This is a genomic window from Streptomyces chryseus, from assembly GCF_014650755.1.
In the GTDB taxonomy this organism is placed as follows: Bacteria; Actinomycetota; Actinomycetes; order Streptomycetales; family Streptomycetaceae; genus Streptomyces; species Streptomyces chryseus.
Genome location: NZ_BMVO01000028.1, coordinates 25,690 through 51,442 on the forward strand (window position 1 = coordinate 25,690; position 25,753 = coordinate 51,442).

General features: G+C 70.5%; 19 protein-coding genes and 6 pseudogenes. 12 read left to right on the forward strand and 13 right to left on the reverse strand.

Features of this window, described 5'->3' with window-relative positions; translation table 11 throughout:
- Positions 1-65 precede the first annotated feature (65 nt).
- Complete coding sequence (locus IE185_RS33360) at positions 66-224, reverse strand: hypothetical protein (RefSeq protein WP_229843747.1); 159 nt, start codon at positions 222-224, stop codon at positions 66-68.
- A gap of 53 nt (positions 225-277) precedes the next feature.
- Positions 278-409: a hypothetical protein gene (locus tag IE185_RS33755; RefSeq protein WP_268245867.1), complete on the reverse strand. Its 132-nt coding sequence runs from the start codon at positions 407-409 to the stop codon at positions 278-280.
- Positions 410-986: 577 nt separating this feature from the next.
- Between IE185_RS33755 and IE185_RS28575 the strand changes: the two are divergent.
- A pseudogene (locus IE185_RS28575) lies at positions 987-1,574 on the forward strand (FAD-dependent oxidoreductase).
- Between the two features lie 169 nt (positions 1,575-1,743).
- Here the strand turns inward: IE185_RS28575 and IE185_RS28580 are convergent.
- Entirely contained in the window at positions 1,744-2,085 is a 342-nt protein-coding gene (locus tag IE185_RS28580; RefSeq protein ID WP_373303766.1) for a hypothetical protein, read from the reverse strand.
- Positions 2,086-2,302: 217 nt separating this feature from the next.
- On the opposite strand from IE185_RS28580, the gene IE185_RS28585 reads away from it, so the two are divergent.
- Complete coding sequence (locus IE185_RS28585; RefSeq protein ID WP_138898868.1) at positions 2,303-3,139, forward strand: cysteine--tRNA ligase; 837 nt, start codon at positions 2,303-2,305, stop codon at positions 3,137-3,139.
- 191 nt (positions 3,140-3,330) lie between these two features.
- Here IE185_RS28585 and IE185_RS28590 read toward each other — a convergent pair whose 3' ends face one another.
- The 3 genes from IE185_RS28590 to IE185_RS28600 form a co-directional block, all read right to left on the reverse strand.
- Positions 3,331-3,603, reverse strand: coding sequence for a hypothetical protein (locus IE185_RS28590; protein WP_138898869.1), 273 nt, complete (start codon positions 3,601-3,603; stop codon positions 3,331-3,333).
- 102 nt (positions 3,604-3,705) lie between these two features.
- A complete protein-coding gene (locus IE185_RS28595; protein ID WP_138898870.1) occupies positions 3,706-3,915 on the reverse strand; it encodes a hypothetical protein in 210 nt (69 codons plus the stop codon).
- Positions 3,916-3,919: 4 nt separating this feature from the next.
- A complete protein-coding gene (locus IE185_RS28600) occupies positions 3,920-4,474 on the reverse strand; it encodes a DUF5994 family protein (RefSeq protein ID WP_189716289.1) in 555 nt (184 codons plus the stop codon).
- A 280-nt stretch (positions 4,475-4,754) separates the two neighbouring features.
- Here IE185_RS28600 and IE185_RS34125 point away from each other — a divergent pair.
- Positions 4,755-4,868 (forward strand): annotated as a pseudogene (locus tag IE185_RS34125) (DUF5994 family protein); the annotation flags it as partial.
- A 182-nt stretch (positions 4,869-5,050) separates the two neighbouring features.
- A complete protein-coding gene (locus tag IE185_RS28605) occupies positions 5,051-5,272 on the forward strand; it encodes a hypothetical protein (protein ID WP_170198250.1) in 222 nt (73 codons plus the stop codon).
- 119 nt (positions 5,273-5,391) lie between these two features.
- Here the strand turns inward: IE185_RS28605 and IE185_RS28610 are convergent, their stop codons facing one another.
- Positions 5,392-6,051, reverse strand: coding sequence for an NADPH-dependent F420 reductase (locus tag IE185_RS28610; RefSeq protein WP_229843748.1), 660 nt, complete (start codon positions 6,049-6,051; stop codon positions 5,392-5,394).
- 84 nt (positions 6,052-6,135) lie between these two features.
- Here IE185_RS28610 and IE185_RS28615 point away from each other — a divergent pair, with 84 nt between their 5' ends.
- The gene (locus IE185_RS28615; protein WP_138894049.1) at positions 6,136-6,522 is read left to right on the forward strand and encodes a winged helix-turn-helix transcriptional regulator; all 387 of its coding nucleotides are present in this window, start codon (positions 6,136-6,138) and stop codon (positions 6,520-6,522) included.
- Between the two features lie 161 nt (positions 6,523-6,683).
- On the opposite strand, the pseudogene IE185_RS28620 reads toward IE185_RS28615, so the two are convergent.
- From IE185_RS28620 to IE185_RS28635, 4 genes and pseudogenes are all read right to left on the reverse strand, one after another.
- Positions 6,684-7,752 (reverse strand): annotated as a pseudogene (locus IE185_RS28620) (alcohol dehydrogenase catalytic domain-containing protein).
- Positions 7,753-8,127: 375 nt separating this feature from the next.
- Positions 8,128-9,006, reverse strand: coding sequence for a universal stress protein (locus IE185_RS28625; protein WP_138894050.1), 879 nt, complete (start codon positions 9,004-9,006; stop codon positions 8,128-8,130).
- A gap of 110 nt (positions 9,007-9,116) precedes the next feature.
- Positions 9,117-11,762, reverse strand: a complete 2,646-nt coding sequence (locus IE185_RS28630; protein ID WP_138894051.1) for a cation-translocating P-type ATPase — start codon at positions 11,760-11,762, stop codon at positions 9,117-9,119.
- Between the two features lie 135 nt (positions 11,763-11,897).
- A complete protein-coding gene (locus IE185_RS28635) occupies positions 11,898-14,282 on the reverse strand; it encodes a phosphoketolase family protein (protein WP_138894052.1) in 2,385 nt (794 codons plus the stop codon).
- Between the two features lie 326 nt (positions 14,283-14,608).
- Here IE185_RS28635 and IE185_RS28640 point away from each other — a divergent pair, with 326 nt between their 5' ends.
- From IE185_RS28640 to IE185_RS28665, 6 genes and pseudogenes are all read left to right on the forward strand, one after another.
- Entirely contained in the window at positions 14,609-15,499 is an 891-nt protein-coding gene (locus IE185_RS28640; RefSeq protein ID WP_138894053.1) for a universal stress protein, read from the forward strand.
- 365 nt (positions 15,500-15,864) lie between these two features.
- A pseudogene (locus tag IE185_RS28645) lies at positions 15,865-16,260 on the forward strand (hypothetical protein); the annotation flags it as partial.
- A gap of 233 nt (positions 16,261-16,493) precedes the next feature.
- Positions 16,494-17,256, forward strand: a pseudogene (locus IE185_RS28650) (HAD family hydrolase).
- A pseudogene (locus IE185_RS28655) lies at positions 17,253-19,642 on the forward strand (glycoside hydrolase family 65 protein). Before IE185_RS28650 ends, IE185_RS28655 begins: the two co-directional pseudogenes overlap by 4 nt.
- A gap of 136 nt (positions 19,643-19,778) precedes the next feature.
- Positions 19,779-20,648 (forward strand): universal stress protein, encoded by an 870-nt coding sequence (locus IE185_RS28660; RefSeq protein ID WP_138894054.1) that lies wholly within the window; start codon positions 19,779-19,781, stop codon positions 20,646-20,648.
- Between the two features lie 184 nt (positions 20,649-20,832).
- Entirely contained in the window at positions 20,833-21,501 is a 669-nt protein-coding gene (locus tag IE185_RS28665; RefSeq protein ID WP_229843749.1) for a helix-turn-helix domain-containing protein, read from the forward strand.
- A gap of 124 nt (positions 21,502-21,625) precedes the next feature.
- On the opposite strand, the gene IE185_RS28670 is transcribed toward IE185_RS28665, so the two are convergent.
- On the reverse strand, positions 21,626-23,206 hold the full coding sequence (locus IE185_RS28670; RefSeq protein WP_373303767.1) for a sensor histidine kinase: 1,581 nt from the start codon (positions 23,204-23,206) through the stop codon (positions 21,626-21,628).
- 263 nt (positions 23,207-23,469) lie between these two features.
- Entirely contained in the window at positions 23,470-24,189 is a 720-nt protein-coding gene (locus IE185_RS28675) for a response regulator (protein WP_138894056.1), read from the reverse strand.
- A gap of 1,220 nt (positions 24,190-25,409) precedes the next feature.
- Here IE185_RS28675 and IE185_RS28680 point away from each other — a divergent pair.
- Entirely contained in the window at positions 25,410-25,712 is a 303-nt protein-coding gene (locus tag IE185_RS28680; protein ID WP_229843750.1) for a DNA ligase-like domain-containing protein, read from the forward strand.
- Positions 25,713-25,753: the final 41 nt, after the last annotated feature.

Genomic DNA, 25,753 nt, shown 5'->3' on the forward strand with positions numbered 1-25,753 from the left:
GGCGCATCGCCGCCTCCAGGGCGACATGGGCCGTGTGGAGCAGGTGCCGATGTTCTGGAGTTCGATCAGCCGGACGGTGACAGGCAGGTCACGGGCGAGCTCGGCGACGGCGAAAGCGTCATCCAGGTGGTGCGCTGGAGAAAGCAGTTGATCTTCACGCACAGGCCGAGGGCGAGGGCGGCATCGAGGGTGCGCCGGGTAATGCGCGGGTCGCCGCCGCCCATGATCTCGGCAGACCGGTCGGGGGCGAGGCTGTGCAGGCTGAGGTTGAGGTACGTCAGGCCGGCGCGGTGGGGCTTTCGACGCTCAGGCCGCGGCGCAGGTTGCCGTGGCTGGTCATGCCGATCGCGGCGTCGGGCCCGAGGCCGCCCGCCGCGCCAGCGATGCTGCCCCGCCGTCGTCCGAGCATACGTACTGTCGCGGCTCGCCTACGCGTACGCAGCCGCCGGTCGTGACAACGACTTCGCCCACACCTGCGGGGCCGCCCGCGAACTGATCGCCAGCCGGGATGGCGGCCAAGAAGAGCCACGCTGGATGTACTTCCTCACCGGCAACCACCTGGACTGCCAAGCCGGTTACGGCCTCATCCAGAAGGGCCGCGCCCAGCTGAAAGCGGACGGCGGCACGAGGGGCCGGCGGTTCCTCGCCCAGGGAGCGGAGTTGCTCCGGTCCGGGGCGTACGACGTCCCGCGCGGCGACCCCAGCCAGCGCAGAGCCATGTTCGAAGGGGCCTGGCTGGCCTTGGGCCACAGCGCCCACGGTGATCTGGAGGCCGCCTGCGAAGTCGGCCGGATCGTTGCTGACCGCCTCGACCTCGTGTGCTCGCCTCGCAGCGCGGCCCTGCTCCACCAGCTCGCCGCAGACCTGCGCCGCCGACCTGCGCCGCCGACAGCGCAACGCGCACGTGCGCAGCTTCTTGCCGGCCCTGGAGCACGCCCTCGCCGAACACGCCCTGTCGACGCCACCTGGCCGTTGGGGTCGGGATCATGACCGCAGGGGAGCGCGTTGTCGTTGTCGGGGCTGGGGTGGCGGGGCTCACCACCGCCGTCGTTCCCGCCGAGGCCGGAGCCTCAGTGCACGTGATGGCCGAGCAGGCGCCTGGCGTTACGTCGCTGGCGGCTGGGGCGATGTGGGGGTCCTACCTGGTCGAGCCGAAGAACAAGGTCCTGACCTTCGGCCCGTCCGCGGCCAACACGTCGTCGTCACTAACCCGGGGCTGACCGAGTTCTTCTCCGCGGACACCGGTCTCTCACCGGATCTGCTGTGCTTCTACCCCCACGGTGACACCGTCGTTCTGGGCGGCACTGCGATCGACGGCGAAGGCGACCTCGCCCCCGACGACAAGGCGGCGGCCAACGTCTTGGCCCGCTGTGCCGAGGTCGAACCCCGTCTCGCCGAGGCCCGCGTCCTTGAGCCGGATCGGCGCCCGGCCGAGCCGCTCCGCAGTCCGCGTGGAGGTCGAGCGTCGGGCGGATGGCACCGTGATCGTGCACAACTACGGGCACGGCGGCGCTGGCGTCACGCTGTCGTGGGGATGCGCCGAGAAAGCTCGGAAGCTGCTTGACCCGAAGTGACCTCAGGTCTCGGGTAGATGCATCTCGCGCGCCTTCCAGCGCCCTTGAAGCAGCAGAACGCGGTGGAACGACCGGTCATTGCCGCAGCCGTCGTCCTGCCCTGCGAGGGTAGTAGTCACGATCTCGGCGGAGCTGGTGGATCCTCGCTTCCCCCGCCTTACGTGATCATTCATGGCGTTTCCACCGCGCTTGTAGCCGCCCACAACCGGCCGCCGACCTGGGCCACCACCTCGTCCACGACGGCCACGAGGGGCTCTATCCGCCCGTCCAACACCTCGCGTAGGCCAAGGCGCAGGCGCGCTGAGCCCCGGTGCCGCTGTCTCAAGGCGGCGTGCCAGCCACTTCCGCCTCCACCCCAAGAGCCGCTGATGGTGAACGCCAATTCACCGGTCCCTCGTACCAGTTCGGTGGCGATGAACAACCGCTCGCTCTGGTCGGTGCTCCCTGCGAGGTCGTCGAGCAGGTCGGTGATCGCGTAGCGGCAGTCATCGATCTCTTCAGTCGACGCCATGGGCGGTCCTGCGGCGGCCAGCTTCCGGGGCTTGGGGAGCAAGTCGGCTCCCAGTCGGCTCCCAGTCGGCTCCCAGGAGGGACAAGCTTACGGTGCCCACCAGGAGCGAACCCGTGCCACGAGCGCGGGAGAGGGCACCCGCCACTGCCTTGTCGATGTCGAGTGCATGGTCAGGTCCTCCCGGGTGCCGGCGGTTTCCACGACTAGCCTCCACATCATGCTGCGTATCGTCGACGCCCGTACCGGCCGCCTCGTGGAGATTCCCCCCGTACACCGCCATCTGCTGAGCATCTGCGTCCACCTACTGGCCGGTGACGGCGGGATCGGCCTGGTGGGTCTGCGGCCGCTCCTGGTCGGTGACGTACTGGCGCGCACAGCGGAGCTGCACGGCCTGCAGCCCCGCACGTTCCTCACCCTGCCGGACCTGTCGCACGAGCAGGCCGGGGCGCTTGATCGCGCCATGTCCGCTCTTGGTGTCCACCCGCCCGCCACCGTCGGTGTTCACCATCCGAACGGAACGCCCTGCGCCGCCGCCGACGTACACGTCCACGCGTACGGGACAGCCGCACAGGACGCGGTCGGCGGGGTCCGCATCGACGTGGGCCAGGTCGGCCCGGCGGCATCCCGGGAGAGGGACGTTCCGGGCCGGGCCCACCTCCTGGCCCCGGGGCTCCTGGACGCTGTCGTCGCCCCGGAGGGGACCGATCCGCTGGTCGTGCGGATGCTGATGCTCGGGCACGCTCACCGCGCGGCGGTCGCGGTCACCGGTACCGCGCTCGAAGAGGCCCGGAGAACGCTGGGGGACTGGCGGCAGCTGGTGGCCGACTGGGCACAGGAGCCGTCCAGGCCGATCCCCGCCGATGTGCTGCGACACACCCATGCCGCGCTGGCTGATGATCTCGGCGTCCCCGCCGTCCTGGACACGCTGGTCACCCTGGCGACGCGCGCCGACGTACCGGCCGGTGCCAAGTTCGAGACGTTCGCCTTTCTCGACCGTGTCCTCGGACTGGACCTCGCGCGCGAGGTGGGTCACCAGCACCGGGCGGCACCGTGATGTCGGGTGCGCGGGCCTCATGGCGAGGGTCGTTACAACGGCCCCAGCGCATTCACTCCGCCGAGGCCGCCCTTCCGGATCGTCACACGTGAGAGTGCTCGATCCATGTTCAATTGTACGACCGCGGGGTTCAATTGTACGACCGCGGGTCGGACGGGCTGGGTAGAGAGCGGGCCATCGGGCAGGCCAGCTCAGCCGCGTGCTTCCTCTTCGGCCTCCATGCGGCGGATTCCCTGGTGGGTCAGGGAGACCATCGCGGGTGTATTGCCCGGCTCCCAGTCGACGGTGATCAGCTCCTCGCCAGCCAGGTACGTGCAGGCCGCCGCCAGGTCTTCCTCCGGGATGCGCAGGTCGTTCCGCAGCTTCCGCCCCGGGACTCCGAGGAGACGGTTGCCTTCGGTGGCTTCGTAGAGGGCGGTCAGGACCCGTTCGCGGTAGACCTGTCGCTCGCGCAGTGTCGCCATGACCTGGTCCCTTCAGGGGCGGGCGAGAGGCCGGTGGGTCGGTTGTCCCGGGTGTCGGGTGCCCCACCCGCGGCCTTCGGTCGGAGGAGTGGTCAGGGGTGGTCAGGGCCAGGTGCCCGTGCGCCTGTGGTGGGCGGCTTGCTCCGTTGGCGTGGGGTGGCTGTGGCCGGGCGGCCGGCGAATGGCCGGGAAGGGGTCGCCGAAGTGGTGGGCGGCGATGCGTGCGTCGTGCTGGGCGTTGAGCCGGTGGATCAGGCGGGTGCCGAGCGCGATCAGCAGGGCGATCGCGGCCATCGTGATCAGGGTGTCCATGGGGTCACCTCCGCGGGTTCCCGGGCATGGCGATCATCCGCGCGCCGACGACCGGGTGCCGGAGCGGCGGCCGGGCGGACCCGCCGTCGGTCTCCCAGGCGTCCTCGCTGCTTCGGGCGTCCCGCATGCGGCGGCCGGTCGCGGTTTCGTCGGACATCAGGACACCGGCGGTGAGGATGCTGCCGGGGGTGGCTGCGGCGGCCATGAGCCGGGCGGCCGCGGCGGGTTCGGTCTCGGGTGGGATCACCAAGAGGTCGCAGCGGCTGACGGTGTAGGAGAGCAGGATCATCTTGTCGGGGTCCTGTTCGGTGAACCAGCCCACGTGCACGATGTGCCCTGTGGCGGCAACCTTGTGCGGGACGACGGACCAGCGGGTGGGGTTCACCATGACGCGCGTGATGCGTCCGAAGCGGCCCTCCAGCGCGTCGATGAGGGGTGGAAGCTCGGCTTCGAGGTCGCGTGACTCAGGCCACCAAGCGCCGTCCAACTGGCCGACGAGGGTGGTCTCAGGTGTCAGCGACAGGCGCGCCGAGAGCGGGGGTGCGAGGGTGGCGGTCATGATCGCGGACCCGTCTCCGGGCCGCCCTGCAGGGCGGCCCGTGTCTTGATCGCCGGAAACGACGTCCGCGTGGGAGCGGGTGCTCGACTTACTCCCGGTATCTTCAGCGTACTCCGTCCAGTGGTCGGACAAGCCGTTCTGACCAGGTGATTTCCCACCGGGCACGCCGTCCGGCCGATGGCCGCGGGCATCACCGCAGGCACGCGGGTACCGTGAGAACCACGGCGGTATCGCGCCGGCCATGAGGTGTCGGCGACCCGGCGCAGGCAGGCGGACCACCATGGCCGAATCCGACACTCCCACCCCTCAAAAGCTCCTTCCGGACGAGATCCACCGAGCGGTGAAACCCGGCACCGCCCTGCTCCGGCTGCAGACGACCCACTCCCGCGAAGGCGCGGCGGCCCACTCCCGCGAAGGCGCGGCGGCGCAGCAGGCTCCCCCACGACCGCTGATGGTCCGGGGCCACTTACCCATCGGAAGCGCCGTGGTGCGGTGGCATGGCGATCCGCAGGAAGCAGACGGCCGGCACCACTTCGAATGGACCGTCGAGGAAGACCTCCTCTGGGGCAGGAACACGTGGCCGGCCACGCTTCCCGAACCCGGACGTCGCCAGAGGCCAACCAGGTCGTCTTCCGCGACCGCCTTCGGCTCGCCGAAGACGGCGCCGCGGTCTTCGATCTGGGCGACTCACAGATTTGGTTCGACCTCGGCTCATCCTTCCCCGCCGGCATCGACAGCGGCTGGGTGGAGATCCGTGTCGAAGCCGACAAAGTCGCCCTGCATCCCCACCTGCTCTGACCGGTAGGCTCAAAACGGTCAAGATCGCCTGTTAGGGGACACCGGGCTCCCCCGCATCCCCCAGCCCGATTCGCGCAAGCCCAGACCCGTGCGGCCTGGGCTCGCGGGCATGGCGGGCCTTAGGCGTCCCGCGGGGGTTCCGGGAAGGCCAGGGCAGGCGATCCGCCGGCCCACCACACGCCGATCACGAACGCGGCCGTGGCCTCCACGTACGCCGCCCGGTCCAGCCCGCCCGCCGGCATCGGGCTCCATCCCATCCCGGTGATCAGCTCCGTGACGTGCCCGGCCGCTCCCGGGTCGTCCGCGCAGAACGGCACCGCGGGCGGGATCGCGCCGAAGGCGCCCGCCGGGTGGGCCCACATGCTCGCGTGGGCCAGGTTGAAGGCCTTCACCACGTGCGCTCCGGGCGCCGCTGTTCCGATCAGGCCGGCCACGCTCTCTCCGGCGCCGGTCATCAGCATCACCCCGCCGGGGCCGGGATCCAGCGGGTTGGTGCAGTCCACAACCGTCCGCCCCGCCAGGGCCTCGGCGTGCTCCCGGGCCAGCGCCGGCGCCGCCCCGGCCGGGACGGCAAGCAACACCGCCTGCCCGTACCCCGCCGCCTGCGCGGGCGTCCCGTGTCCGGCCGCTCCGATCTGCCCGGCGAGCGTCTCGGCGGCGGCTGCGTTCCGCCCGCCGACGAACACCTCGTGCCCGGCCCGCGCCCACGCGCCGCCCAGCGCCGCCGCCATGTCCCCCGTACCCAGTACACCGATGCGCATCGTCGTGTTCCCTCTCATCCTGCTCGTTCCGTTCGGTGGTCCGACGCTACGAACGCCGACGTACACCGTCTGGTGTCCATCGGCGGCGGCAGGATGGGCGGCATGGAGAAGCTGACCGATTCGGCCGCGGGCCTGCCGGACCTCACGTACACGGCCGACTGTCGGGCGCGCGTCGCCTTCGAGGTGCTGGCGAACCGCTGGGACAGTGTCGTGGTCTTCACGCTCGGCGTGACCGGCCCGATGCGGCCCCGCGCGCTGGTCGCGCGGATCGGCGGGATCAGCCCGAAGGTTCTGAACGAGGCGCTGCGACGGCTGGAGTACAACGGCCTCGTTGAGCGCCACGCGTACGCCGAGGCCCCGCCGCGCGTCGACTACGCCCTGACCGAGGCCGGCACGGCGTTGCTCACGCCGATGCGGGCGATGGGCGCGTGGGCCGCGCGATACGCGGACGACGTGCTCGAGGCGCAGGACCGGTACGAGACCCGCTGAGCCCGCGCGGTACGGAGAGTGCGGCACAGCCTCACGCGCCGCCCATCGGCGGCGGCGATACTCTCGGCGGAGCCGTCGATGCCCGCGGTGATGGCTTTTCCCATGTCGCACCCCTTGTTGGTGCTGTTCGCCGGATGACCGCGACCCCAGCCGGGTGCCCCCTAGGCCGGCAGCGTGACGGCGTCATGCCGGGGACCGCCCAGCACGACCTTGATCGCGCCGGTCTCCGCGGCCCGGGAGAACACCTCGTACGCCTCTTGCATCTGCCCCAGCTCGAAGTGGTGAGTGACCAGTTCGGCGGACGGCAGCCGTCCCCGCCGCCATCATGCGCAGCAGCAGCGGGGTCGAGTTGGTGTCGACCAGTCCCGTGGTGATCGTGAGGTCCTTGATCCACAGGTCTTCCAGGTGCAGGGAGGCTGGCTTGCCATGGACGCCGACGTTCGCGACGCAGCCTCCGGGGCGCACCATGCGGGTGCACATCTCGAAGGTCTCGGGTACCCCGACCGCTTCGACGACGACATCGGCGCCCAGACCGTCGGTCAGGTCCGCGACCAGCGCTTCCGGTTCTTCGGCGGCCGAAACGGTGGCATCGGCGCCGACGGCGCGTGCGACGGCCAGCCGCGATTCGGCGAGATCGACAGCGATGATCTTCCCGGGCGTGTAGAGCTGGGCGGCCGCGACGGTGGCCAGACCGATCGGCCCGGCGCCGACCACCACTACCGTGTCACCGGGGCACACCCGACCATTGAGGACGCCCACCTCGTAGGCGGTGGGGAAGATGTCGGCCAGCAGGAGCGCGTCGTCACTGTCGACGGTGCTGGGCAGTGGGTGCACCGACAGGTCCGCGAAGGGGACCCGGACGAATTCGGCCTGCGTCCCGTCGATGAGGTGGCCCAGCACCCAGCCGCCCCCTCCGCGGCACTGCCCGTACCGGTTCTCGCGGCAGAAGCGGCAGCGCCCGCACGCCGAGATGCAGGAGACGAGGACCCGGTCGCCCGGTCGCACGGTGCGTACCTCGCTGCCGATCTCCACCACCTCGCCCACAGCCTCGTGCCCCAGCACCGTGCCCGGCGCGACCTCTGGCACATCGCCCTTGATGATGTGCAGGTCGGTGCCGCACATTGTCACGGCGTCGACCCGCGCGACCGCGTCGGCCGCGTTCTTGATGCCAGGGTCCGGAACCTCCTGCCAGGACGTCTTTGCTGGGCCTTGGAATACAAGAGCCTTCATGGCGTCGTCCTTCTTCCGATTCACTGCCTCAGTACAAGCGTGGCGCGGCGAACGCCCGGGCGCCTGGGCCGGTTGGTCGCCGAACGAGGGACGGTCGGCCCCGTCCGCCCAGCCCCGACGCGAGGCCAAGGCGAATGCCGGTTCCGGACGGCCGAGAGCACCGCATAGGCGGTGCGACCACTGCCAGCTCGTTTGGCAGCGGTCCGTCAGGAGGGACGCGGCTACTTCTGGTGGGCGGCGGGGGACTCGCCAGGCAAGTCGGCTGCCGCCCTCCGGCGGCCTCTGGATCTTCAGGACCCCGTCCAGGTTATGTGCGCGCTCGGCGAGGTTGTTCAGCCCGCTGCGCCGGCCGTCGCAGGGGACCGCAGCCCAAGATCACTTCGGTCGGTGCACCTCTGCGCCCGTGGGGCTCACGACGGGGACGAGGACGACGTGACAGCGCGCGTGGTGCAGAAGCGCATGGGCCACCGGTCCGAGTTGCAGCCCCAGCCCGGACTTCCGGCGATGTGCGGCGATGACGACGACCGTACCTGTCGCGCCGGCGTCGATCAGGGCCCGAGCAGGTGCGACGCGCACCGATCGGCTGTCCAGTCGTACGAAGGGGTGCTCCTTGTGGAGCGCTGCCACAACCAGTTCGGCCGTCGCGTCCTCCTGCCGCGCGCGGGACGCGCGATCACTGTGCGTGCGGTCGTTCTGGTCGTAGGCCCATGCGTGCACGATAGAGACCCGGGCGTCCCGTCGGACGGCTTCCGCGAAAGCGAAGACCGCTGCCGGATCGTCCTCCTCACCCCGCATGCCCACAACGACGGTGTGGGGAGAAGGAATCGTCCGCATCGCAGGTTCGTTCCGGACGACGAGCAGCGGGCCTCGGCAGTGCGCGGCCACCCGCAGGCTCACGGAACCCAGCAGCAAGCCCTTGAACCCACCGTTGCCACGGGTGCCGACGACGGTGAGCGCCGCCGTCCGACTCCGCCCCACCAGCACCTCCGCCGCGTCGTCCGCGACGGCGGCAGTGGTGACCTGGAGTCCCAGTTCCTGGTCCGCGACGTGCTGGGCGGCTCGCGCCAGGATGTCCGGCGCATCATCGGCCAAGGGCTCGTAGGCGCCGCCCCAGGGCCAGGCGTGGACGATCTCCAGGGGCACCTGGCGGCGGTGTGCCTCCCCGGCCGCCTGGTCGAGTGCGTGGGTCGCCGCTCGGGACCCGTCCGTCCCGACCACGACATGGCCGTGCGGGGCTTCGCTTCGACGGCTCATTTCCACTCCTTCTCGCGCTGACCGTGACAACTACGGGATGCGATGCCGCGTACGGGTGCGGGCCTCGAAGCGGTGGCCTTCGGGGGCAGCCAGGAACACCCAGGGCGGTACTACCGGGCCGGGGCGTGGCCCGGGCGGGACATGACAGTCGCCGCGGAGGAGCCGCCGGTGCTCTTCGCCAGGCGGCTTTCCGTGCGCGCCGCGGCGAAGGCGGCGAGGCCGGCCGCCGCGGCGATAGCGAGGTCCGGCCAGGACGGGGCGGAGGTGCCCAAGAGATGCGCGAGGAAGGGGAGGTACACGGCCGCGACCCCCAAAGCCCCTGCGGCCAGGACGGCCGCCGGGAGGGAGGGATTCCGGCGGGTGAGCACCCGTTCACGCAGTCCCAGGGCGACTCCGAGCTGGGCGGTCAGCAGGGACAGGAACAGCACCGTCTGCCAAGGGCCGCCGGCGTGTCGGACCCACAGGCTGACGCCGAGGCACACGGTTGTGACGAGGATCGACAGTCGCAGGACGCGCTGCCACAGGCCGTCGCCGAGGACGTGCTGCTGCGGTCGGCGGGACGGGCGGTGCATCGCGTCGGGGGAGGCCGGTTCGGCTCCCATGGCCACTCCGGTCAGGCCGTGGGTGAGAAGGTTGATCCAGAGGATCTGTCCGGCGCGCAGGGGCAGCGCGAGGCCGAGCAGGGGGCCCAGGAGCATGATGAGGATCTCTGCCGCGCCGCCGGCCAGGGCGTAGAGGAGGAAGCGGCGGATGTTGGTGTAGACCCGGCGTCCTTCTTCGACGGCCGCGGTGACCGAGGTCAGTTCGTCGTCTGCGAGGACCAGGTCGGCGGCCTGTCGGGCGACCTCGGTGCCTCGGCGGCCCATGGCGACGCCGATGTCGGCCTGGCGGAGGGCGGGGCCGTCGTTGACGCCGTCGCCTGTCATCGCGGTGACCTCACCGCGTGCCTGCCACGCCTTGACTATGTCCAGCTTCTGCTGCGGCGTGGTCCGGGCGAAGACCCGGACTCGGGTGAGGTCGGGGACCTGGCCTGCTGCCACTTCCTGGCCGGTGACCACCAAGCCCGTCCGCTCGGCTTCGTCGCCCTGCAGGATGCCGACGCGCGTCGCGATCGCGCGGGCGGTCGCCGGGTGGTCTCCGGTGATGAGGACGGACGTGATCCCCGCGCGCCGGCAGGCGTGCACGGTCGCCTCGGCCACTTGCTTGGGCGGGTCGCTGATGGCCGCCAGTCCCAGCAGCTTCAGGCCGCTCTCGCTCTTCTCCGCGGGCTCGGGCAGATCGGTGCAGGACCCCGCGGCTACGGCCAGGACGCGGTAGCCCTCGGCGGACAGGGCGGCTGCCTCCTCGCGCGCCCTTTCCAGCACCGCGGGCTCCTCATCGAGCAGCGATGGCTCAAGCACCGCCTCCGGTGCGCCCTTGAGGTAGATCTCGATCGTTCCTCGCGGTGTGCTGTGGAGAGTGGTCATGCGTTTACGGAGACTGTCGAAGGGGACTTCTCCGATCCGTGGCCGGGTGAGGGCGAGGTCCTCCCGGGCACAACCGGCCTTCGCGGCGCCGGTCAGCAGGGCGGCTTCCGTCGGATCGCCGAGGGCGGCCCACGGGGCAGCGGCCTCAGCGGGTGGGACCAGCGAGGCGTCGTTGCACAAGGCCCCCGCCACGAGGACTTCGCGTACGGCGTCGGCCAGGGCAGGAGCGGGAGGAAGGCCCGCGTGCAGGAACTCGCCCACGGGTTCGTACCCGGTCCCGGAGACGGTGACCGTGCCCACGGGCGTCCAAACGCGTTCCAGGAGCATGCGGCCTTCGGTGAGGGTGCCGGTCTTGTCGGTGGCCAGGACGGTGACCGACCCCAGAGTCTCGACAGCCGAGAGACGGCGCACCACCGCGTTGCGAGCGGCCATCCGCCGCGCGCCCAGGGCCAGACCGAGCGTGACCACGGCCGGCAGTGACTCCGGAACGGCGGCCACGACGAGGCTGATCGCCGTGACGGCCATCAGTTCCAGCGACTGGCCGCGCAGCAGCCCGAGGGCCAGGACCAGCAGACACAGCCCGACGGTGACGAGAGCCAGCACCTTGCCGAGACCGGCCAGACGCTTCTGCAGGGGAGTCAGCTGCTGCCTGGGATGCAACGAGGCGGCGATCATGCCCAGGGCGCTGTGCGGTCCGGTCGCGGTGACCGTGGCCACGGCCCGGCCGCGCACCACCACGGTCCCGGCCCGCAGCCGTGCCGCTTCCGGATCCGGGCCGTGGGCGTCCTTGTCGGCCGGCACGGATTCACCGGTCAGGGTCGACTCGTCGACCAGGAGTGCGGCCGCCTGCAGGAGGGTGGCGTCGGCCGGCACGATGTCTCCCTCCCCCAGCACCAGGACGTCACCCGGTACGACATCGGCGGAGGCGACTTCCTGCTCCGTGCCGTCGCGCAGGACGCGCGCGGTCGGGGCGGTCATGGCTGAGAGGGCCGCGACCGCGTTGTCGGCCCGGACCTCCTGCACCACCCCGACCGTGGTGTTGAACAGGACGACCACACCGATGATGACCGCGTCGGCGTAGTCCGCGGTGGCGACGGTCAGTGCCACCGCGGCCAGCAGCACGACGATCAGCGGGTCGCGTAGTTGAGCGGAGACCCGGGACCACAATGAGATCGCGGGGGGCGGGGCGAGCGCGTTGGGGCCGTACTCGGTCAGCAGCCGGGCAGTCTGTTCCCGGCTCAGGCCCTCTTCATGGGTCGGGCCGGGATGAAGATCGGACGATACGGGCATGGTGTCTCCGGCTGCTCAGGTTCCGGCGTCGCGGGTTCCGTGACGTGATGCGGTGTTCGCCGAGCGGTCCGGCCGAGTCGCGGAAGCCGCGTCCCTGCCGGTCGCCCCGCGACGCCGCTCTCCCTCTCCCGGGGGTCAGTTGGTCCAGGTCCAGTCGCTGACCTCGGGGAGATCGGTGCCGTGTTCGCGGATCCAGGCGTGGTGGCGCAGTCGTACGTCCGCCATCTCCTGGCGGACCGCGGCCGCGCGGACGGCGAGGCCGGGGACACGGTCGATGACGTCCATGACCAGCCGGTAGCGGTCGAGGTCGTTGCGCACCACCATGTCGAAGGGCGTGGTCGTCGTGCCCTCCTCCTTGTATCCGCGCACGTGCAGGTTCGCGTGCCCGGTGCGCCGGTAGGTGAGGCGGTGGATGAGCCACGGGTAGCCGTGGTAGGCGAAGACGACGGGTTTGTCGGGTGTGAACAGGGCGTCGAAGTCAGCGCCCGGCATGCCGTGCGGGTGCTCCTCCTGCGGGGACAGACGTGCCAGGTCGACCACGTTGACGACCCGGACGGCGAGGTCGGGCAGGTGGCGCCGCAGGAGCTGGGCGGTGGCCATGACTTCCAGGGTGGGGACGTCCCCCGCGCAACCGAGGACGACATCGGGCTCGCCGGTGTGGTTCTCGCTGCCGGCCCAGTCCCAGATGCCCGCACCTCGGGCGCAGTGTCCCCGGGCCTCTTCGAGCGTCAGCCAGTCGAAGCACGGCTGCTTGCCGGCCACGACGACGTTGACGTAGTCGCGGGAGCGCAGTACGTGCTCCGCCACGGACAGCAGCGTGTTGGCGTCCGGCGGCAGGTACACCCTGACGACCTCGGGTGACTTGTTGAGGACGTGGTCGATGAAGCCGGGGTCCTGGTGGGAGAAGCCGTTGCTGTCCTGCCTCCACACGTGCGAGGTGAGCAGGTAGTTGAGCGAGGCGATGGGACGCCGCCAAGGAAGGCGGCGGGAGGCGCGCAGCCACTTGATGTGCTGGTTCACCATGGAGTCGACTATGTGGACGAACGCCTCGTAGCAGGAGAAGAGACCGTGCCTGCCGGTGAGGAGGTAGCCCTCCAGCCATCCCTGGCAGGTGTGCTCAGAAAGGATCTCCATTACCCGGCCGTGCGAGTCCAGGTACTCGTCGGTCTCCAGCGTCTGCGCCTGCCACGCCTTGCCGGTCGCCCCGTACACGGCCTGGAGCCGGTTGGAGGCGGTCTCGTCCGGTCCCACGAGCCGGAAGTCACGCCGCTGCGCGGTGCTCACCATCACCCCTTCGAGCAGGTCACCCAGGACCCGGGTGGGCTCGTGAAGGGTGGTGCCGGGTTTGTCGACGACCACGGCGTACCGGTCCAGCGGTGGGACCGGCAGATCGCGGACGAGCAGCCCCCCGTTGGCGTGCGGGCTCGCGCCCAGCCGCCGCGCACCGGCGGGCACGCACTCCAGCACGGCCTCGACCGGCCGCCCGGCCGAGTCGAAGAGTTCCTCGGGCCGGTACGAGCGCAGCCACTGCTCCAACTGGCGCAAGTGGTCGGGGTCCTCCCGCACGCCGGTCAGCGGAACCTGGTGGGCTCGCCACGTCCCTTCGACCGGCAGACCGTCGACCTCGGCCGGCCCGGTCCACCCCTTGGGCGTCCGCAGGACGATCACCGGCCAGCGTACGCGGGCGGTCGTGCCGTCCTCGCGGGCCCGCTGCTGTGCGGTCCTGATCCGGTCGAGCGCGATGTCCATCGCGTGCGCCATAGCGCCGTGCACCTGCATCGGGTCGTCGCCCTCGACGTGCAGGGGCTCGTGCCCCACCCCCCGCAGGAAGGCGTCGAGCTCTTCCCGAGGCAGGCGCGCGAGGAGGGCCGGGTTGGCGATCTTGTAACCGTTGAGATGCAGGATCGGCAGGACGGCGCCGTCGTGGACGGGATCGAGGAACTTGTTGGAGTGCCACGAGGCCGCCAGCGGCCCGGTCTCGGCCTCACCGTCACCGATCACGCACCCGACGAGGAGATCGGGGTTGTCCAGTGCAGCGCCGTAGGCGTGGGAGAGGGCGTACCCCAGCTCGCCGCCCTCGTGAATGGACCCGGGGGTCTCCGGCGCCACATGACTGGGCACGCCGCCGGGGAACGAGAACTGCCGGAAGAGCCGGCCCATGCCCTCGGCGTCCCGGCTGACATCCGGATAGGTCTCGGAGTACGTGCCCTCCAGCCAGGAGTTCGCCAGGACGGCCGGTCCGCCGTGGCCGGGCCCCCAGATGCAGACGGTGTCCTGTCCGCGCTCCCGCGCCACGCGGTTGAGGTGGGTGTGCACCAGGTTCAGGCCGGGCGAGGTTCCCCAGTGGCCCAGCAGCCGGGGCTTGATGTGTTCGGGCCGCAGCGGCTCCCTCAGGAGCGGGTTGGACATCAGGTAGATCTGACCGACGGCCAGGTAGTTCGCAGCCCTCCAGTGCGCGTCCAGTGACGCGAGTGCGGCGTCGTCGAGGTAGTGGTCGTCTCCCTGGATAAGGGTGGGCATGTCTCGCTCCTTGGCTGGTGCCGAGCCGGCCGCATCTTTCAGCCCGCCCGCCGGTGTCTGAAGCCGCCGTACGGCGAAGAGCGCCGCTCCGCCGAAAGCGATGCTCCGGCCGTGGTGACCGTCGGGGGCGGCCCCGGGACTGCTCTCCACCGTCGTCGCTGCAGCGAGCGGGAGCAGAGGGGCCGTTCGGCCCCATGCGGGAGCCGGGCGGCCTCTCTTGCCTCGCAGCAGCGGGTGCGAGGCTCGAACTGAACGAGCCACGACCTCGAACTGTTCAGCCACGACCTCGATCTGTTCAGAACAGCACACCGCAGGAGGCAAGCATCATGCTCCGACCCGTCATCGTCGGCATCGACGGATCTCCCGAAAGCCTGGCCGCCGCCGGGTGGGCTGCGCGGGAGGCGCAGCGCCGCGACGTGGCGCTGCGCCTCGTCCACGCCTGGGCATGGTCCCCGCACCCCTCCGCCGCCGTCCCCTCGACGACCAGCCAGCACCACTGGGCGCAACGCATCCTGCGCGAGGCCCGTGACCATCTCGGCGCCCAGTATCCGCACCTTCCTGTCGAGGAATCTCACATAGAGGGACTCGCTCCGTGCGTGCTCCTTGAGGCGTCGTCCGACGGGGCGCTTCTCGTCCTCGGATCGAGGGGTCTCAGCGGCTTCACCGGCTACCTCGCGGGATCGGTGGCGCTGCATCTCACCACCCGGTCCACCATCCCGGTCGTCCTCGTGCGAGCAGGCGAACAGGCCAATGACGCACACCTGTTGAACGCTGAGGGCCGCAGCTCGACGGACACCCCGTACCGCGACATCGTGCTCGGGATCGACCTGGCACACCCCTGCGACGAGGCCCTCGCATTCGCTTTCGCGTCCGCCCGGTCGCGCGGCTCCGCCCTGCGAGTCCTCCACGGCTACCGTCCTCCGTCGATCACGACGACGGGATTCGGCGCCGCGGTCGACTCCGATGTGGCCGCGGAGCACGAGGCGACTCTCGACGCGCTGGTGCGTCCCTGGCGCGAGAAGTACCCGGAAACAGTAATAACGTCAACGGCCCGGCAGGGCCGTGCACAGAGCCTGCTGCTGCACGCCGCTTCCGAGGCGGGGCTTCTCGTCCTCGGCCGACGCGACCGGCTCCGGCCTGGACCGTACACCGGGCCTGTGATCCAGGCGGCCATGCATCACGCCCGGTGCCCGATGGCCGTGGTGCCGCACGTCTGACCCGGCGGTCGGCGTTCTACCACCAGTGCTCCCGGCCTACGGGGCATGGACACGCACCCTGCGCTTGTGGGTTCCAGCCCGGTGCGGACTGCTCCCGATCCGCCGCGCCGGGAACGCTGCCGGACGGTGTCCGGACCAGGCATGCCGGGACGGCCGCACCGTCGAGTCGACCGACCGGAAGGGCGGCCCCACGGGGAGGGCCGCCCTTCGGCCGTCCTTCCGGCCGGGAGTCCCCCAACTGGCCCGCCGGGCAGGGACCTTCGGCGTGGCATCGAGGACCGACCGGACCGGTCCCGGCGCCCGGCCCGCCGGACAGCCTGGACGGGCACATGCATCTCGCGTGGCACGAGCAAGGGTGAGAAACCATGGCGCTGCAAGAACACCCCCGACGACTCACGGGCATTCGCTTCCCCGCCTCGAGCACGGGCACGGCGGAGCGTGCGGCCGCTGACGGAACGGCCACGCACAACGAAGCGACCAGCATCGCTCTCGCACGTACCGCCGCCGTGTTCCGCATCCTCACCGCGTTCACCTTCCTGTGGGCGTTCTTCGACAAGGCTTTCGGCTGGGGCTACGCGACCGGGTCCGGCAAGGGATGGGTGGACGGCGGCTCGCCGACGATGGGCTTCCTGAGCGGCGTCTCGGCCGGACCGATGGAGAGCACGTTCCATGCCTGGGCCGGCGATGCGTGGGCGGACTGGGCCTTCATGCTGGGACTACTGGGCGTTGGCGTCGCGCTGGTGAGCGGGGTCGCGCTTCGGCCGTCGAAACCGCTGGCTCCTCTGACCCCGTTGCCGCCACCTGCCGTCAGCGTTTGTTGAGCCCTCGCGCCGCCACCCCGTTCCCAGTTGAGCGCCCGAGTCCCATCGATCGCAGGAGCACCGTCATGACCGCACGCCCGCAAACCACAACGGGGAACCTCCGCGGCCACGCCGACAGTCCCGGGCAGGTGGCCGCCGACCGAGGCCGCGCGTCCGCTCGGGGCCGTCCGCGTCTGTCCAAACTGCAGGATGCGACAGCCGTCGTATTCGACACCGACGGAGTCATCACCGACTCCGCGCGGATCCACGCCGCCGCATGGAAGACCGCCTTCGACGCCTGTCTGCGCGCATACCCGTCACAGGGTCCCGGAACCGAACGGCCCTTCGACGTCCAGCGCGACTACCCCCCTGCATGTGGACGGCAAAGCGCGGCTCGATGGCGACGCCTCGTTCCTCGCCTCGCGGAGGCTGCAGCTCCCGGCGGGCAGCCCCGACGACCTCCCCGGCACCGGCACCGTGGGGGCGGTCGCCGCCCGAAGGGAGCAGCTGTTCATGGAGCGCCTGCGCCGGGGCCGTATCGAGGCATATCCCGGAACTGTCCGGCTGCTGCGGGCCCTGCACGAGCGAGTCGTGCCGATGGCCGCGGCCTCGGCGTCCTGTCACGCGGGTGAACTGCTGACAGGCGCCGGGGTGTTCGATCTCTTCTCGGTGCTGGTGGATGGGTCCGAGGCGACCCGGCTGGCGCTGCCGGGCAAACCCGACCCTGCCCTGTTCCTGGAGGCGGCTCGCAGGCTCGGAAACCCCGTCGAGCGCTTCGCAGTGGTGGAGGACGCCCTGGCGGGGGTCGAGGCGGGTCGCCGCGGCGGGTTCGGTCTCGTGATCGGCGTGGACCGTACCGCGGGGCGCGCCGGCGCCGCGCTACTGAGACACGGCGTCGATCTCGTGGTCACGGACCTGGCCGAATTGTTCGACGCCGACGGGGACGTCCGGCCATGACGGGATGGACCTGGGAGTACCACGGGTACGACCCGGCGTCGGAACGCCTGCGCGAGGCCCTGTGCACGCTGGGCAACGGGTACTTCGCCACCCGCGGTGCCGCGCCCGAGTGCCCGGCCGGCGACTCCCACTACCCCGGCACGTACGCCGCCGGCTGCTACGACCGGCTCACCTTCACGGTGGCCGGCCGGCAGGTCGAGAACGAGGACATCGTCAACCTGCCCAACTGGCTCCCGCTGCGCTTCAGGATCGAAGCGGAGACCACCGACGCGCCCTGGCTCACGCCGGACAGCGCAACGCTGCTCGACTTTCACCAGAGCCTTGACCTGCGTGCGGGCACCCTGGAACGAAGCATGCGCTACTCAGTCGGGGACAACGGGGTGCTGTCCGTGCGACAACTGCGGCTCGTCCACATGGCGGATCCGCATCTCACCGCTCTGCGCACCGAGTTCACCGCCGAGGGGTGGCAGGGCACCGTGGAAGTCGGGGCGGCCCTGGACGGAGCGGTCGCCAACAGCGGGGGAGCCCGGTACCGGCAGCTCGACGGCAGGCACCTCACCGACGTCCGCACCGGGCGCCGCACAGCGGATTCGGCCTGGCCGACCTGCCGCACCCGTACGTCGCGCGATCCGCATCGGCAGGGCCAGCCGTATGACCGCGGACGGCCCCGTCGAACACCGCCACACCGACCCCCGTGCCCTACGGGTCACCCAGGTCCTACGCCTTTCCCTCGCCTCCGGCCGGCCGGTCGCGGTCGACAAGGTCGTGGCTCTGCACACGTCACGCGACCCCGCCATCAGCGATCCACTGCACGCCGCCGTCGCCGGGGCCGGCCGGGCACCGGGATTCGAGAAGCTCCTCGTCTCACACCGCGCGGCCTGGCGGCAACTGTGGAACAGCGCGGAGCTGGACGTACCGGGGAAGTCGGGCGGCATCCTGCGTCTGCACCTCTTCCATGTCAGACGCTCGCCCCCCACACAGCCGACATCGACGTCGGGGTCCCGGCCCGGGGTCTGCACGGAGAGGCGTACCGGGGCCACATCTTCTGGGGCAAGCTCTTCGTCCTGCCCTATCTGAACCTGCACTTCCCCCAGGTCTCCCGGGCCCTGCTCACCTACCGCCACCGGCGCTTGGAGCAGGCACGGAACGAAGCCTCCGACGCCGGCCGGGCCGGCGCCCTCTACCCGTGGCAGAGCGGGAGCGATGGCCGCGAGGAAACCCAGCAGCTGCACCTCAACCCCCGCTCCGGACGATGGCTGCCCGACCACTCACGACTCCAGCACCATGTCGGATCGGCGATCGCCTACAACGTGTGGCAGTACTGCGAGGCCAGCGGGGACACCGAGTTCCTGCACACCAAGGGCGCGGAGATGCTGACGGAGATCGCCCGCTTCTGGGCGCATCTCGCGACCTACCACGAGAGCACTGGACGCTACCGGATCCTCGGCGTGGTCGGCCCCGACGAATACCACGACGCCTGGCCCGGCTCCTCGGCGCCGGGCCTGGACGACAACGCCTACACCAACGTCAGCGCCGCCTGGGTACTCGCCCGCGCGCTCGACGTGGTGCGCTCACTGCCGGGGCTACGTCAGGACGAACTGCGCGAGCGAACCGGTCTGCAGGAAAGCGAACTGGACCGGTGGGACGAGGTGTCACGAAAACTGCGGGTGGCCTTCCACGACGGAGTCGTCAGCCAGTTCGAGGGCTACGGGGCGCTCGCCGAACTCGGCTGGAGCGCCTACCGGGCGCGCTACGGCGACATCCGCCGGCTCGACCGGATCCTGGAGGCGGAGGGCGACACGGTCAATCGCTACCAGGCGTCCAAGCAGGCCGACGTCCACATGCTCGGTTATCTCTTCTCGCCGTCCGAACTGCGTCAGGTCTTCGCCCGGCTGGGCTACGAGCGGGACGACCCGATGTGGGCCAGGACCGTCGACTACTACCTGAGGCGTACGAGTCATGGCTCGACCCTCAGCGGGCTGGTGCAGGCTGGGTACTGGCACGCGCGCGACGTGAGGACGCCTGGACGTACGTCGAGGAGGTGCTGGCGGGCGACGTCGCCGACGTCCAGGGCGGCGCCACGGAAGAGGGCATCCATCTCGGCGCCATGGCCGGCACCCTGGATCTGGTCCAGCGCGGGCTCACCGGTCTCGAGACACGGGACGGGGCCCTGTGGCTCGACCCGGTCCCGCTGCCGCAACTCTCCGAATACGGCTTCTCCGTGCGCTATCAGGGGCATGTGGGGGTCGCCGTGCGGGTGCGGGCCAAAGAACTCCGTATCAGCGCTCCTTCCTCCGAAAGATCGCCGATCGACGTGAGGCTTCCCAGCCGTACGGTGTCCCTCGCCGCGGGCAAGTCCTGCTCGTTGCCGCTGCCCGACCGGTGATGTACGCCCTCGACAGGCGTCGACCACGCCATTCGGGGCCGGTCGGGGACAGCCAGGGACCAACGGCCCTTCCTGTGCGGTCCCACGGCCCGGAACAGTGAAGACATCCCGCTGACGACCGACTCAGGAGGCTTGAATGCCCCGTACCGTGACCGCAGGTATCGATGGTTCGCGCGAGAGTCTGGCGGCCGTGGAATGGGCCGCTGGTGAGGCGGTGCGGCGACGGCTGCCGCTTCGGCTGCTCCACGTCCGGGACGCATCACCCGGCATACGCGCGTCATTCACCGGTGCCGAGAAGTCACCCTGGCCCGACGGTGGACCGCAGTTGACGGTCGAGGCCCTTCGGGCACGGCATCCGCGTCTTGAAGTGGCAACCGACGACGTTCTCGGCAGGCCCGCCGAGGTCCTCTGCGCGGCAGCGAAGGACCAGGCACTTCTGGTGCTCGGCTCACGGGGGCTGGGCCGGCTGGCGGGCTTCCTCCTCGGCTCGGTCTCGCTGTCGGTCACCGCCCGCAGCAGCGCACCAATCGTCCTGGTGCGGGCGGAGGACACGTCATGCGCGCGGGAATGGCTGCCGTCCGGCGATGTCGTGGTGGGTCTGGACACTTCCCAGCCGTGCGACGCCGTGCTGGAATTCGCCTTCGCCTACGCCGAACGGCACGGGGTCTCGCTGCGGGCGCTACACAGTTGGCAGCTGCCACCCGCGTACATCGGCGACCCGACGGGCGCGATGCTGTCTGTCCAGATCGACGTGGCCAGCGTGACGAGCGAGGTCCTGACGGAGGCTCTGGCGCCATGGCGGGAGAAGTTCCCCACCGTCGCCTTCACCGAGCGATCCCGTCCCGGCCATCCCGCGCACGATCTCGTGGAGGCGTCGCATGGTGCCGGTCTCCTCGTCGTGGGCCGCAGGGAGTCCCGAGCAGTCGGTGGGGCACACATCGGCCCCGTCGCGCACGCGGTGCTGCACCACTCAATGACCGCGGTTGCCGTGGTGCCTCACGCCTGACCAGGCTCGACCGTCGCGCGGGACCCGGTACGGCCGACGCCGAGACGAACTCCGCACGGGGTGGACACGCCGCCCCTCCCTCTGCCGGACCAGCTCCTCCGGCCAACGACAGGCAGGCTGTCCCATGTCGCACACATCAGCGCTCGGTCCCACCGCTCCCGTGTCCCGCTCCAGGCAGGGAGACATGGGCCGGCGCGTCTCTACGCGTCGAGAGCAACTCGGATTGTCTCGCCAGGATGTCGCAGCGCGATGCGGCTCGGCGGCCGGATACATCAGGTACTTGGAGGAACAACAGGTCACGTCACCAGGCAGCGGGTTCCTGACCAGCCTCGCCAACGCTCTGGAGACGACGGTGGACGAACTGACTGGAGGCACGGCGGATCTGCCGCCCGGAACCGCAAGGGGGCCCTACCGTCCGCAGTCCACCGAACTGGGTGTCGGGGAGTGCCGTCGGCTGCTGGGCACGCACGGCATCGGGCGGGTGGGCGTGACCACGCCCGACGGGCCCGTCATCCTGCCGGTCAACTACATCCTCCTGGAAAACGCGGTCGCCTTCCGCACCGTCCCCGGCACCCCACCCGCGGCCGCCGCGGGAAACCGGATCGCCTTCGAGGTGGACCGTATGGACGACGACCTCAGCCAGGGGTGGAGCGTCCTACTGGTAGGCGTGGCACGTGCGGTCACAGACTCCGTCCAGGTCAGTCTGCTGAACGAGAGGGCTCACTCCCTGCCGTGGGCGGGCGGCGACCGCAGCCTTTGGATCACGGTCGTCCCCACCCGAATCACCGGCCGCCGGATCGCTGCGCGCCACGCCTATCTCTCGTCCACTATCACGCGGCCCGAACTGCAGTGATCGACCCACTGATCCGGGCCCACGGTGGAAACGTGAGCTGCCGAGGTCTCGGACACGTGCTCGTCGCCCGTCTGCCGCCGACCGGCTCCTCTCAGGGCGGGTTAGCAGGATGTGTGCCCCGTCCCTAACGCTCGGCCGCGGGAGCACGCCACACCAGGAGCGTTCCGCCCCCGTCCGGCGAGGACAACTCCATGGTGCCGCCGCATCGTTCGGCACGGTCGGACAGGTTCCGCAGGCCGCTGCGGCGGCTGCCCCCGCCGACCCCGACCCCATTGTCGGCGACGGTCAGGACTACCTGCCTGCCGTCGGTCTGAAGAATCACGTCCACTCGGGTCGCGTGCGCGTGACGGGCGACGTTGGCCAGGCTCTCGCCGAGGACGGCCAGGACATGGTCGGCGACGAACCGGGAAACCTGGGTGTCGAGAAGGCCCTCTTTGCGCAGGCTCGGCGAGAAGCCGAGGGACGCGGCCGCGTCGGCGACGGCCCGCACGGTACGGGCCCGGAGACGCTCCCCGCCTCCGCTCACGTCCGACCGAAGACCGAAGATCGTGGACCGGATGATCTTGATTGTTTCGTCCAGGTCGTCGACGGCGCGCTCCACGCGTTCCGACGCCTCGGGGTGATCGATGAAGCGCCCGGCACTCTGCAACGTCATTCCCGTGGCGAACAGCCGCTGAATCGCAAGATCGTGCAGGTCACGGGCGATGCGGTCACGTTCTTCCAGGAGCACCATCTGCTCGGCGTCACTCCGGCGTTCGGCCAGCTCCATGGCCACAGCAGCCGTACCGGCGAAGCCAAGAACGGGTCCGGTCTCCTCGGCGGTGAACGGCGCACGTCCCGCGGCGCGGACAAGCAGCAGAACACCGCGTACGCCGGCGCCGGTGCCGATGGGGACCGCCACGGCCGGCCCCGGGCCGGTCGGCCAGGCCGGGTCCGCCGCGAGCCGCGGGTCGTCCACGTCCTCACTGGTGACCGGACCGGCCCGGGCGAATGCCGCACCGATCAATCCGCCGGTCATCGCGGGGCGCGGACCTCGAAAGGTGTCGGCCTCCAGCCCGCTGGCCAGTTCCACTACGAAGGAATCCCGCTCGGCCGTGGGCAACGCCACCACGACCAGGTCCGCGCCGGCGATCTCACGCGCCCGGTCGGCGATCAGAGCGAGCACCACACCGCGGGGGCTGCCGGAGAGCAGACTGTGCGTGACCTCGGCCGTCGCCTGGACCCACAACTCCCTCTGCTGCGACCTCTCGTACAGGCGGGCATTGTCGATGGCCACCCCCGCCGCTACGGCAAGCGTGGTCAGGATCGACTCATCCTCGGCATCGAACTGGGCGCCGCCCAGCTTCTCGGTGAGGTACAGATTGCCGAACACCTGGTCGCGTATGCGGATCGGCACTCCCAGAAAACTGTTCATCGGGGGGTGACCCATGGGAAATCCGTGCGAGGACTCGTGCTCCGAGAGTTTCGGCAGACGAAGGGGCTTCGGGTGCGCGATCAGCTCGCCAAGGATGCCGTGGCCCAACGGCGACGGGCCGATCGAGGCGACGGCCGCGTCGTTCATACCGACGGTCAGGAACTGGACGAGCTTCTCGTTATCGGGTCCGATGACGCCGAGCGCGCCATAGCGGGCCTGCACCAAGGTCGTCGCCGCCTTCACCACGTGCCGAAGGACGTGTTCCAGGTCCAGGTCGCGGCCGACGGACATCACCACTTCCATCAGGTCGTGGACCCGGTCCCGGGTGCTGTGCGCCGCGTCCAGTCGGCGCTGAAGGAGTGCGAGTCGCTCCGCACACTCCTTCAGCTCGCCCTGTGTGCGGCTGTCCTGGGCATGCGTCACCGGAAACACTCCTCGGGCTGCAGTAGAAGACTCATCATCGCGACTGCGGGTACCTCGGGACCGCTCAAGGGTGCCCGACCGCGTGACGAGAGGGCGGATCGGCCCTCGGTTCTGCTCGGGCTCCGCCCCGACTAAGCGTGTCTGGGCCGGCTCTCGCCGTGGCGTGCCTCTCCATCCGCCCCACGGGGTACCTGGGCGGCGATGACAGCTGCCTGCACACGCCGTTCCACCCCGAGCTTCGCCAGCAGGCGCGAGATGTGATTCTTGATCGTCTTCTCGGCGAGATAGAGCCGCAGGCCGATCTCACGGTTGGTCAGTCCTTCGCCGATCAGCGCGAGGATGTCGCGTTCGCGGTCCGTCAGACCGTACAGAGCATCCACCTCGGGTTCCTCGCGGCCGTCCCCCCGTAGCCGCGACATCAGCCGGGTGGCAGCGCTGGGATCCAACATGGACCGGCCGGAGTCCACAGTGCGCACCGCGGCGACGAGGTCGCCGCCCTGGATCAGCTTGAGCACATATCCGGACGCCCCGGCCATGACGGCGTCCAGCAGGGCTTCCTCGTCATCGAAGGACGTCAGCATCAGGCAGGCGAGGCCGGGCGTGCGTGAGCGCAGTTCCCGACAGACATCCACACCGTTGCCGTCGGGGAGCCGTACGTCGAGCACCGCCACGTCCGGGCGTAGAGCCGGGACCCGCGTCAGAGCCTGTTCCGCAGTCCCCGCTTCCCCGACGACGCTGATGTCGGGTTCGTCACCGAACAGATCACGTACACCGCGTCGGACCACTTCGTGATCGTCGAGGAGGAAAACCCGGATCGGATTCTCAGCACTGCGTAAACCGCTGTCCTGCATGGACCGCTCCTCAGCGCTGTCGGTCGCGCAGTCTGCGGGGACAAGTGCCCCCGACAGAGTCCAGACTGCAGCATTCCTCGCTCTGCGGCCAGGGCCCCTCGTCCCTCCTCGAACGCAGACGTCCAGAATTCGGTGGGGGCACCCACCGGACGGTCGCCGATGCATCGCCTCAGCCTCAGGCGCCACCCGTAGCCGTGCCTCCCGAGTGGTGGCGCACCACCATCGCGGAGGCGATCAAGGCGCTCGGCAGCAACTCCGCCGCCACCGACCTCAAGCGGCTGGCACGCCTGACCGCGGTGCATGACGAGCGCTGGGTTGCCACCCTGGCCATGCCGACTGCCCTTGCCCAGTGGGAGGCGCCCGGTCAGGCAGGGGGCGCGAGAATCGCACGCGCTGCCCGCCGGTATAGGGAGTGGGGCCCTGAGGGGTGGCAGGGCCCCCACACAACGCGGGGTTCCGTGGGGGACGGACATGTGTTCACGCGTCGGCAGGACAACGACCACCAGGGCGTCACGATCAGCGCGCCGGCCCGGTGCGCGGTGCTGCGCAGGAATCCGGCCGCAGGGAAGAGTTCGCGGGCGGCGCTGTGTCCGCTCACGGCGTCCAGGAGGTGGGCGCGCAGGGTGGGGTGATGAAGCAGGGGCGGGCGCGGGGTAGGCGCGCATGAGGTGGCCGAGCAGCCGCACCGCGAGCGCGGTCTTGCCACTGCCGGGCCCGCCGCTCACGGTGATGACCGCACCCTTCACCGGCCCCTCCCGCACCATGTCCTCGCCGAGAGAGGGCAGGTGACGGGCCGCGGCAGCGCGGATCCGCAGGAACGCGTCCTGCTGGGCGCCTACGAGAGCGAACGTGCTGCTGCCCTCCAGCTCGGCTCCGACGTGGTCCAGCAGACGACTGGAGGGCTCCCACCGAATACGTTCGAACGCCTGCACCTACCCGGCATCCGGCCCTTCCAGGTCCCCGGCGAGCAGCCGCCCCGCCAGCGCCGCGGCCGGCCCGGGCAGGTCGTCAGCGGTCAGGACCGGAATACCCGCCCCCACGCCGCCGCCGGACCCGGCCAGCAGAGCGGCTGCTCCGCACTTGCGTTGTGCAGCATCACCACCGCGCACGTCCAGCCGAGACGCCTTCTTGGGCCGCCAGTGCTGAAGGGGTTCAGGCTTTGTGACCTGGTCTTCTAGCGCCGGGCAGCCGCCCGAGGCCGTACCGCCACCGCGCTCGCGGTGAAGACCCCGGCGTTCTTCGTCGCCTTTGACGCCCTGCAGATCGACGGCATCGAGTTGCTGGCCCTGCCTTACGTCCAGCGCCGTCGGCGACTGGAGGTCCTCTTCGCCACCCGCACACTGACCGCACCGTGGACGCTGTGCCCGATGACCACCGAGCCGGCCAGGGCCCGGGAGTGGCTGGAGGACTGGACGGACGTCTCCGGCGTCGAGGGCCTGTTGCAGCCAGGGTTTGGTGTTGACCGATTGACCACCATGTTGCCGGTCCGCAGTTCTACCTGTCGCGACCGCCTCTGTCCCTGAGCCCTGCGCAGGTCACGCCGAATCCTGTAGCAGCGTCTGCA

What these genes read in the sequence shown, in the direction of transcription:
- IE185_RS28630 (WP_138894051.1), bottom strand. Translation starts at nt 11,762, where the DNA reads ATGCCCGTATCGTCCGATCTTCATCCCGGCCCGACCCATGAAGAGGGC.
- IE185_RS28660 (WP_138894054.1), top strand. Translation starts at nt 19,779, where the DNA reads ATGCCCCGTACCGTGACCGCAGGTATCGATGGTTCGCGCGAGAGTCTG.
- IE185_RS28665 (WP_229843749.1), top strand. Translation starts at nt 20,833, where the DNA reads ATGGGCCGGCGCGTCTCTACGCGTCGAGAGCAACTCGGATTGTCTCGC.
- IE185_RS28600 (WP_189716289.1), bottom strand. Translation starts at nt 4,474, where the DNA reads ATGACCGCCACCCTCGCACCCCCGCTCTCGGCGCGCCTGTCGCTGACA.
- IE185_RS28640 (WP_138894053.1), top strand. Translation starts at nt 14,609, where the DNA reads ATGCTCCGACCCGTCATCGTCGGCATCGACGGATCTCCCGAAAGCCTG.
- IE185_RS28585 (WP_138898868.1), top strand. Translation starts at nt 2,303, where the DNA reads ATGCTGCGTATCGTCGACGCCCGTACCGGCCGCCTCGTGGAGATTCCC.
- IE185_RS28615 (WP_138894049.1), top strand. Translation starts at nt 6,136, where the DNA reads ATGGAGAAGCTGACCGATTCGGCCGCGGGCCTGCCGGACCTCACGTAC.
- IE185_RS28625 (WP_138894050.1), bottom strand. Translation starts at nt 9,006, where the DNA reads ATGAGCCGTCGAAGCGAAGCCCCGCACGGCCATGTCGTGGTCGGGACG.
- IE185_RS28595 (WP_138898870.1), bottom strand. Translation starts at nt 3,915, where the DNA reads ATGGACACCCTGATCACGATGGCCGCGATCGCCCTGCTGATCGCGCTC.
- IE185_RS28590 (WP_138898869.1), bottom strand. Translation starts at nt 3,603, where the DNA reads ATGGCGACACTGCGCGAGCGACAGGTCTACCGCGAACGGGTCCTGACC.
- IE185_RS28675 (WP_138894056.1), bottom strand. Translation starts at nt 24,189, where the DNA reads ATGCAGGACAGCGGTTTACGCAGTGCTGAGAATCCGATCCGGGTTTTC.
- IE185_RS28610 (WP_229843748.1), bottom strand. Translation starts at nt 6,051, where the DNA reads ATGAGAGGGAACACGACGATGCGCATCGGTGTACTGGGTACGGGGGAC.
- IE185_RS28635 (WP_138894052.1), bottom strand. Translation starts at nt 14,282, where the DNA reads ATGCCCACCCTTATCCAGGGAGACGACCACTACCTCGACGACGCCGCA.
- IE185_RS28670 (WP_373303767.1), bottom strand. Translation starts at nt 23,206, where the DNA reads ATGTCCGTCGGCCGCGACCTGGACCTGGAACACGTCCTTCGGCACGTG.
- IE185_RS28580 (WP_373303766.1), bottom strand. Translation starts at nt 2,085, where the DNA reads ATGGCGTCGACTGAAGAGATCGATGACTGCCGCTACGCGATCACCGAC.
- IE185_RS33755 (WP_268245867.1), bottom strand. Translation starts at nt 409, where the DNA reads ATGCTCGGACGACGGCGGGGCAGCATCGCTGGCGCGGCGGGCGGCCTC.
- IE185_RS33360 (WP_229843747.1), bottom strand. Translation starts at nt 224, where the DNA reads ATGGGCGGCGGCGACCCGCGCATTACCCGGCGCACCCTCGATGCCGCC.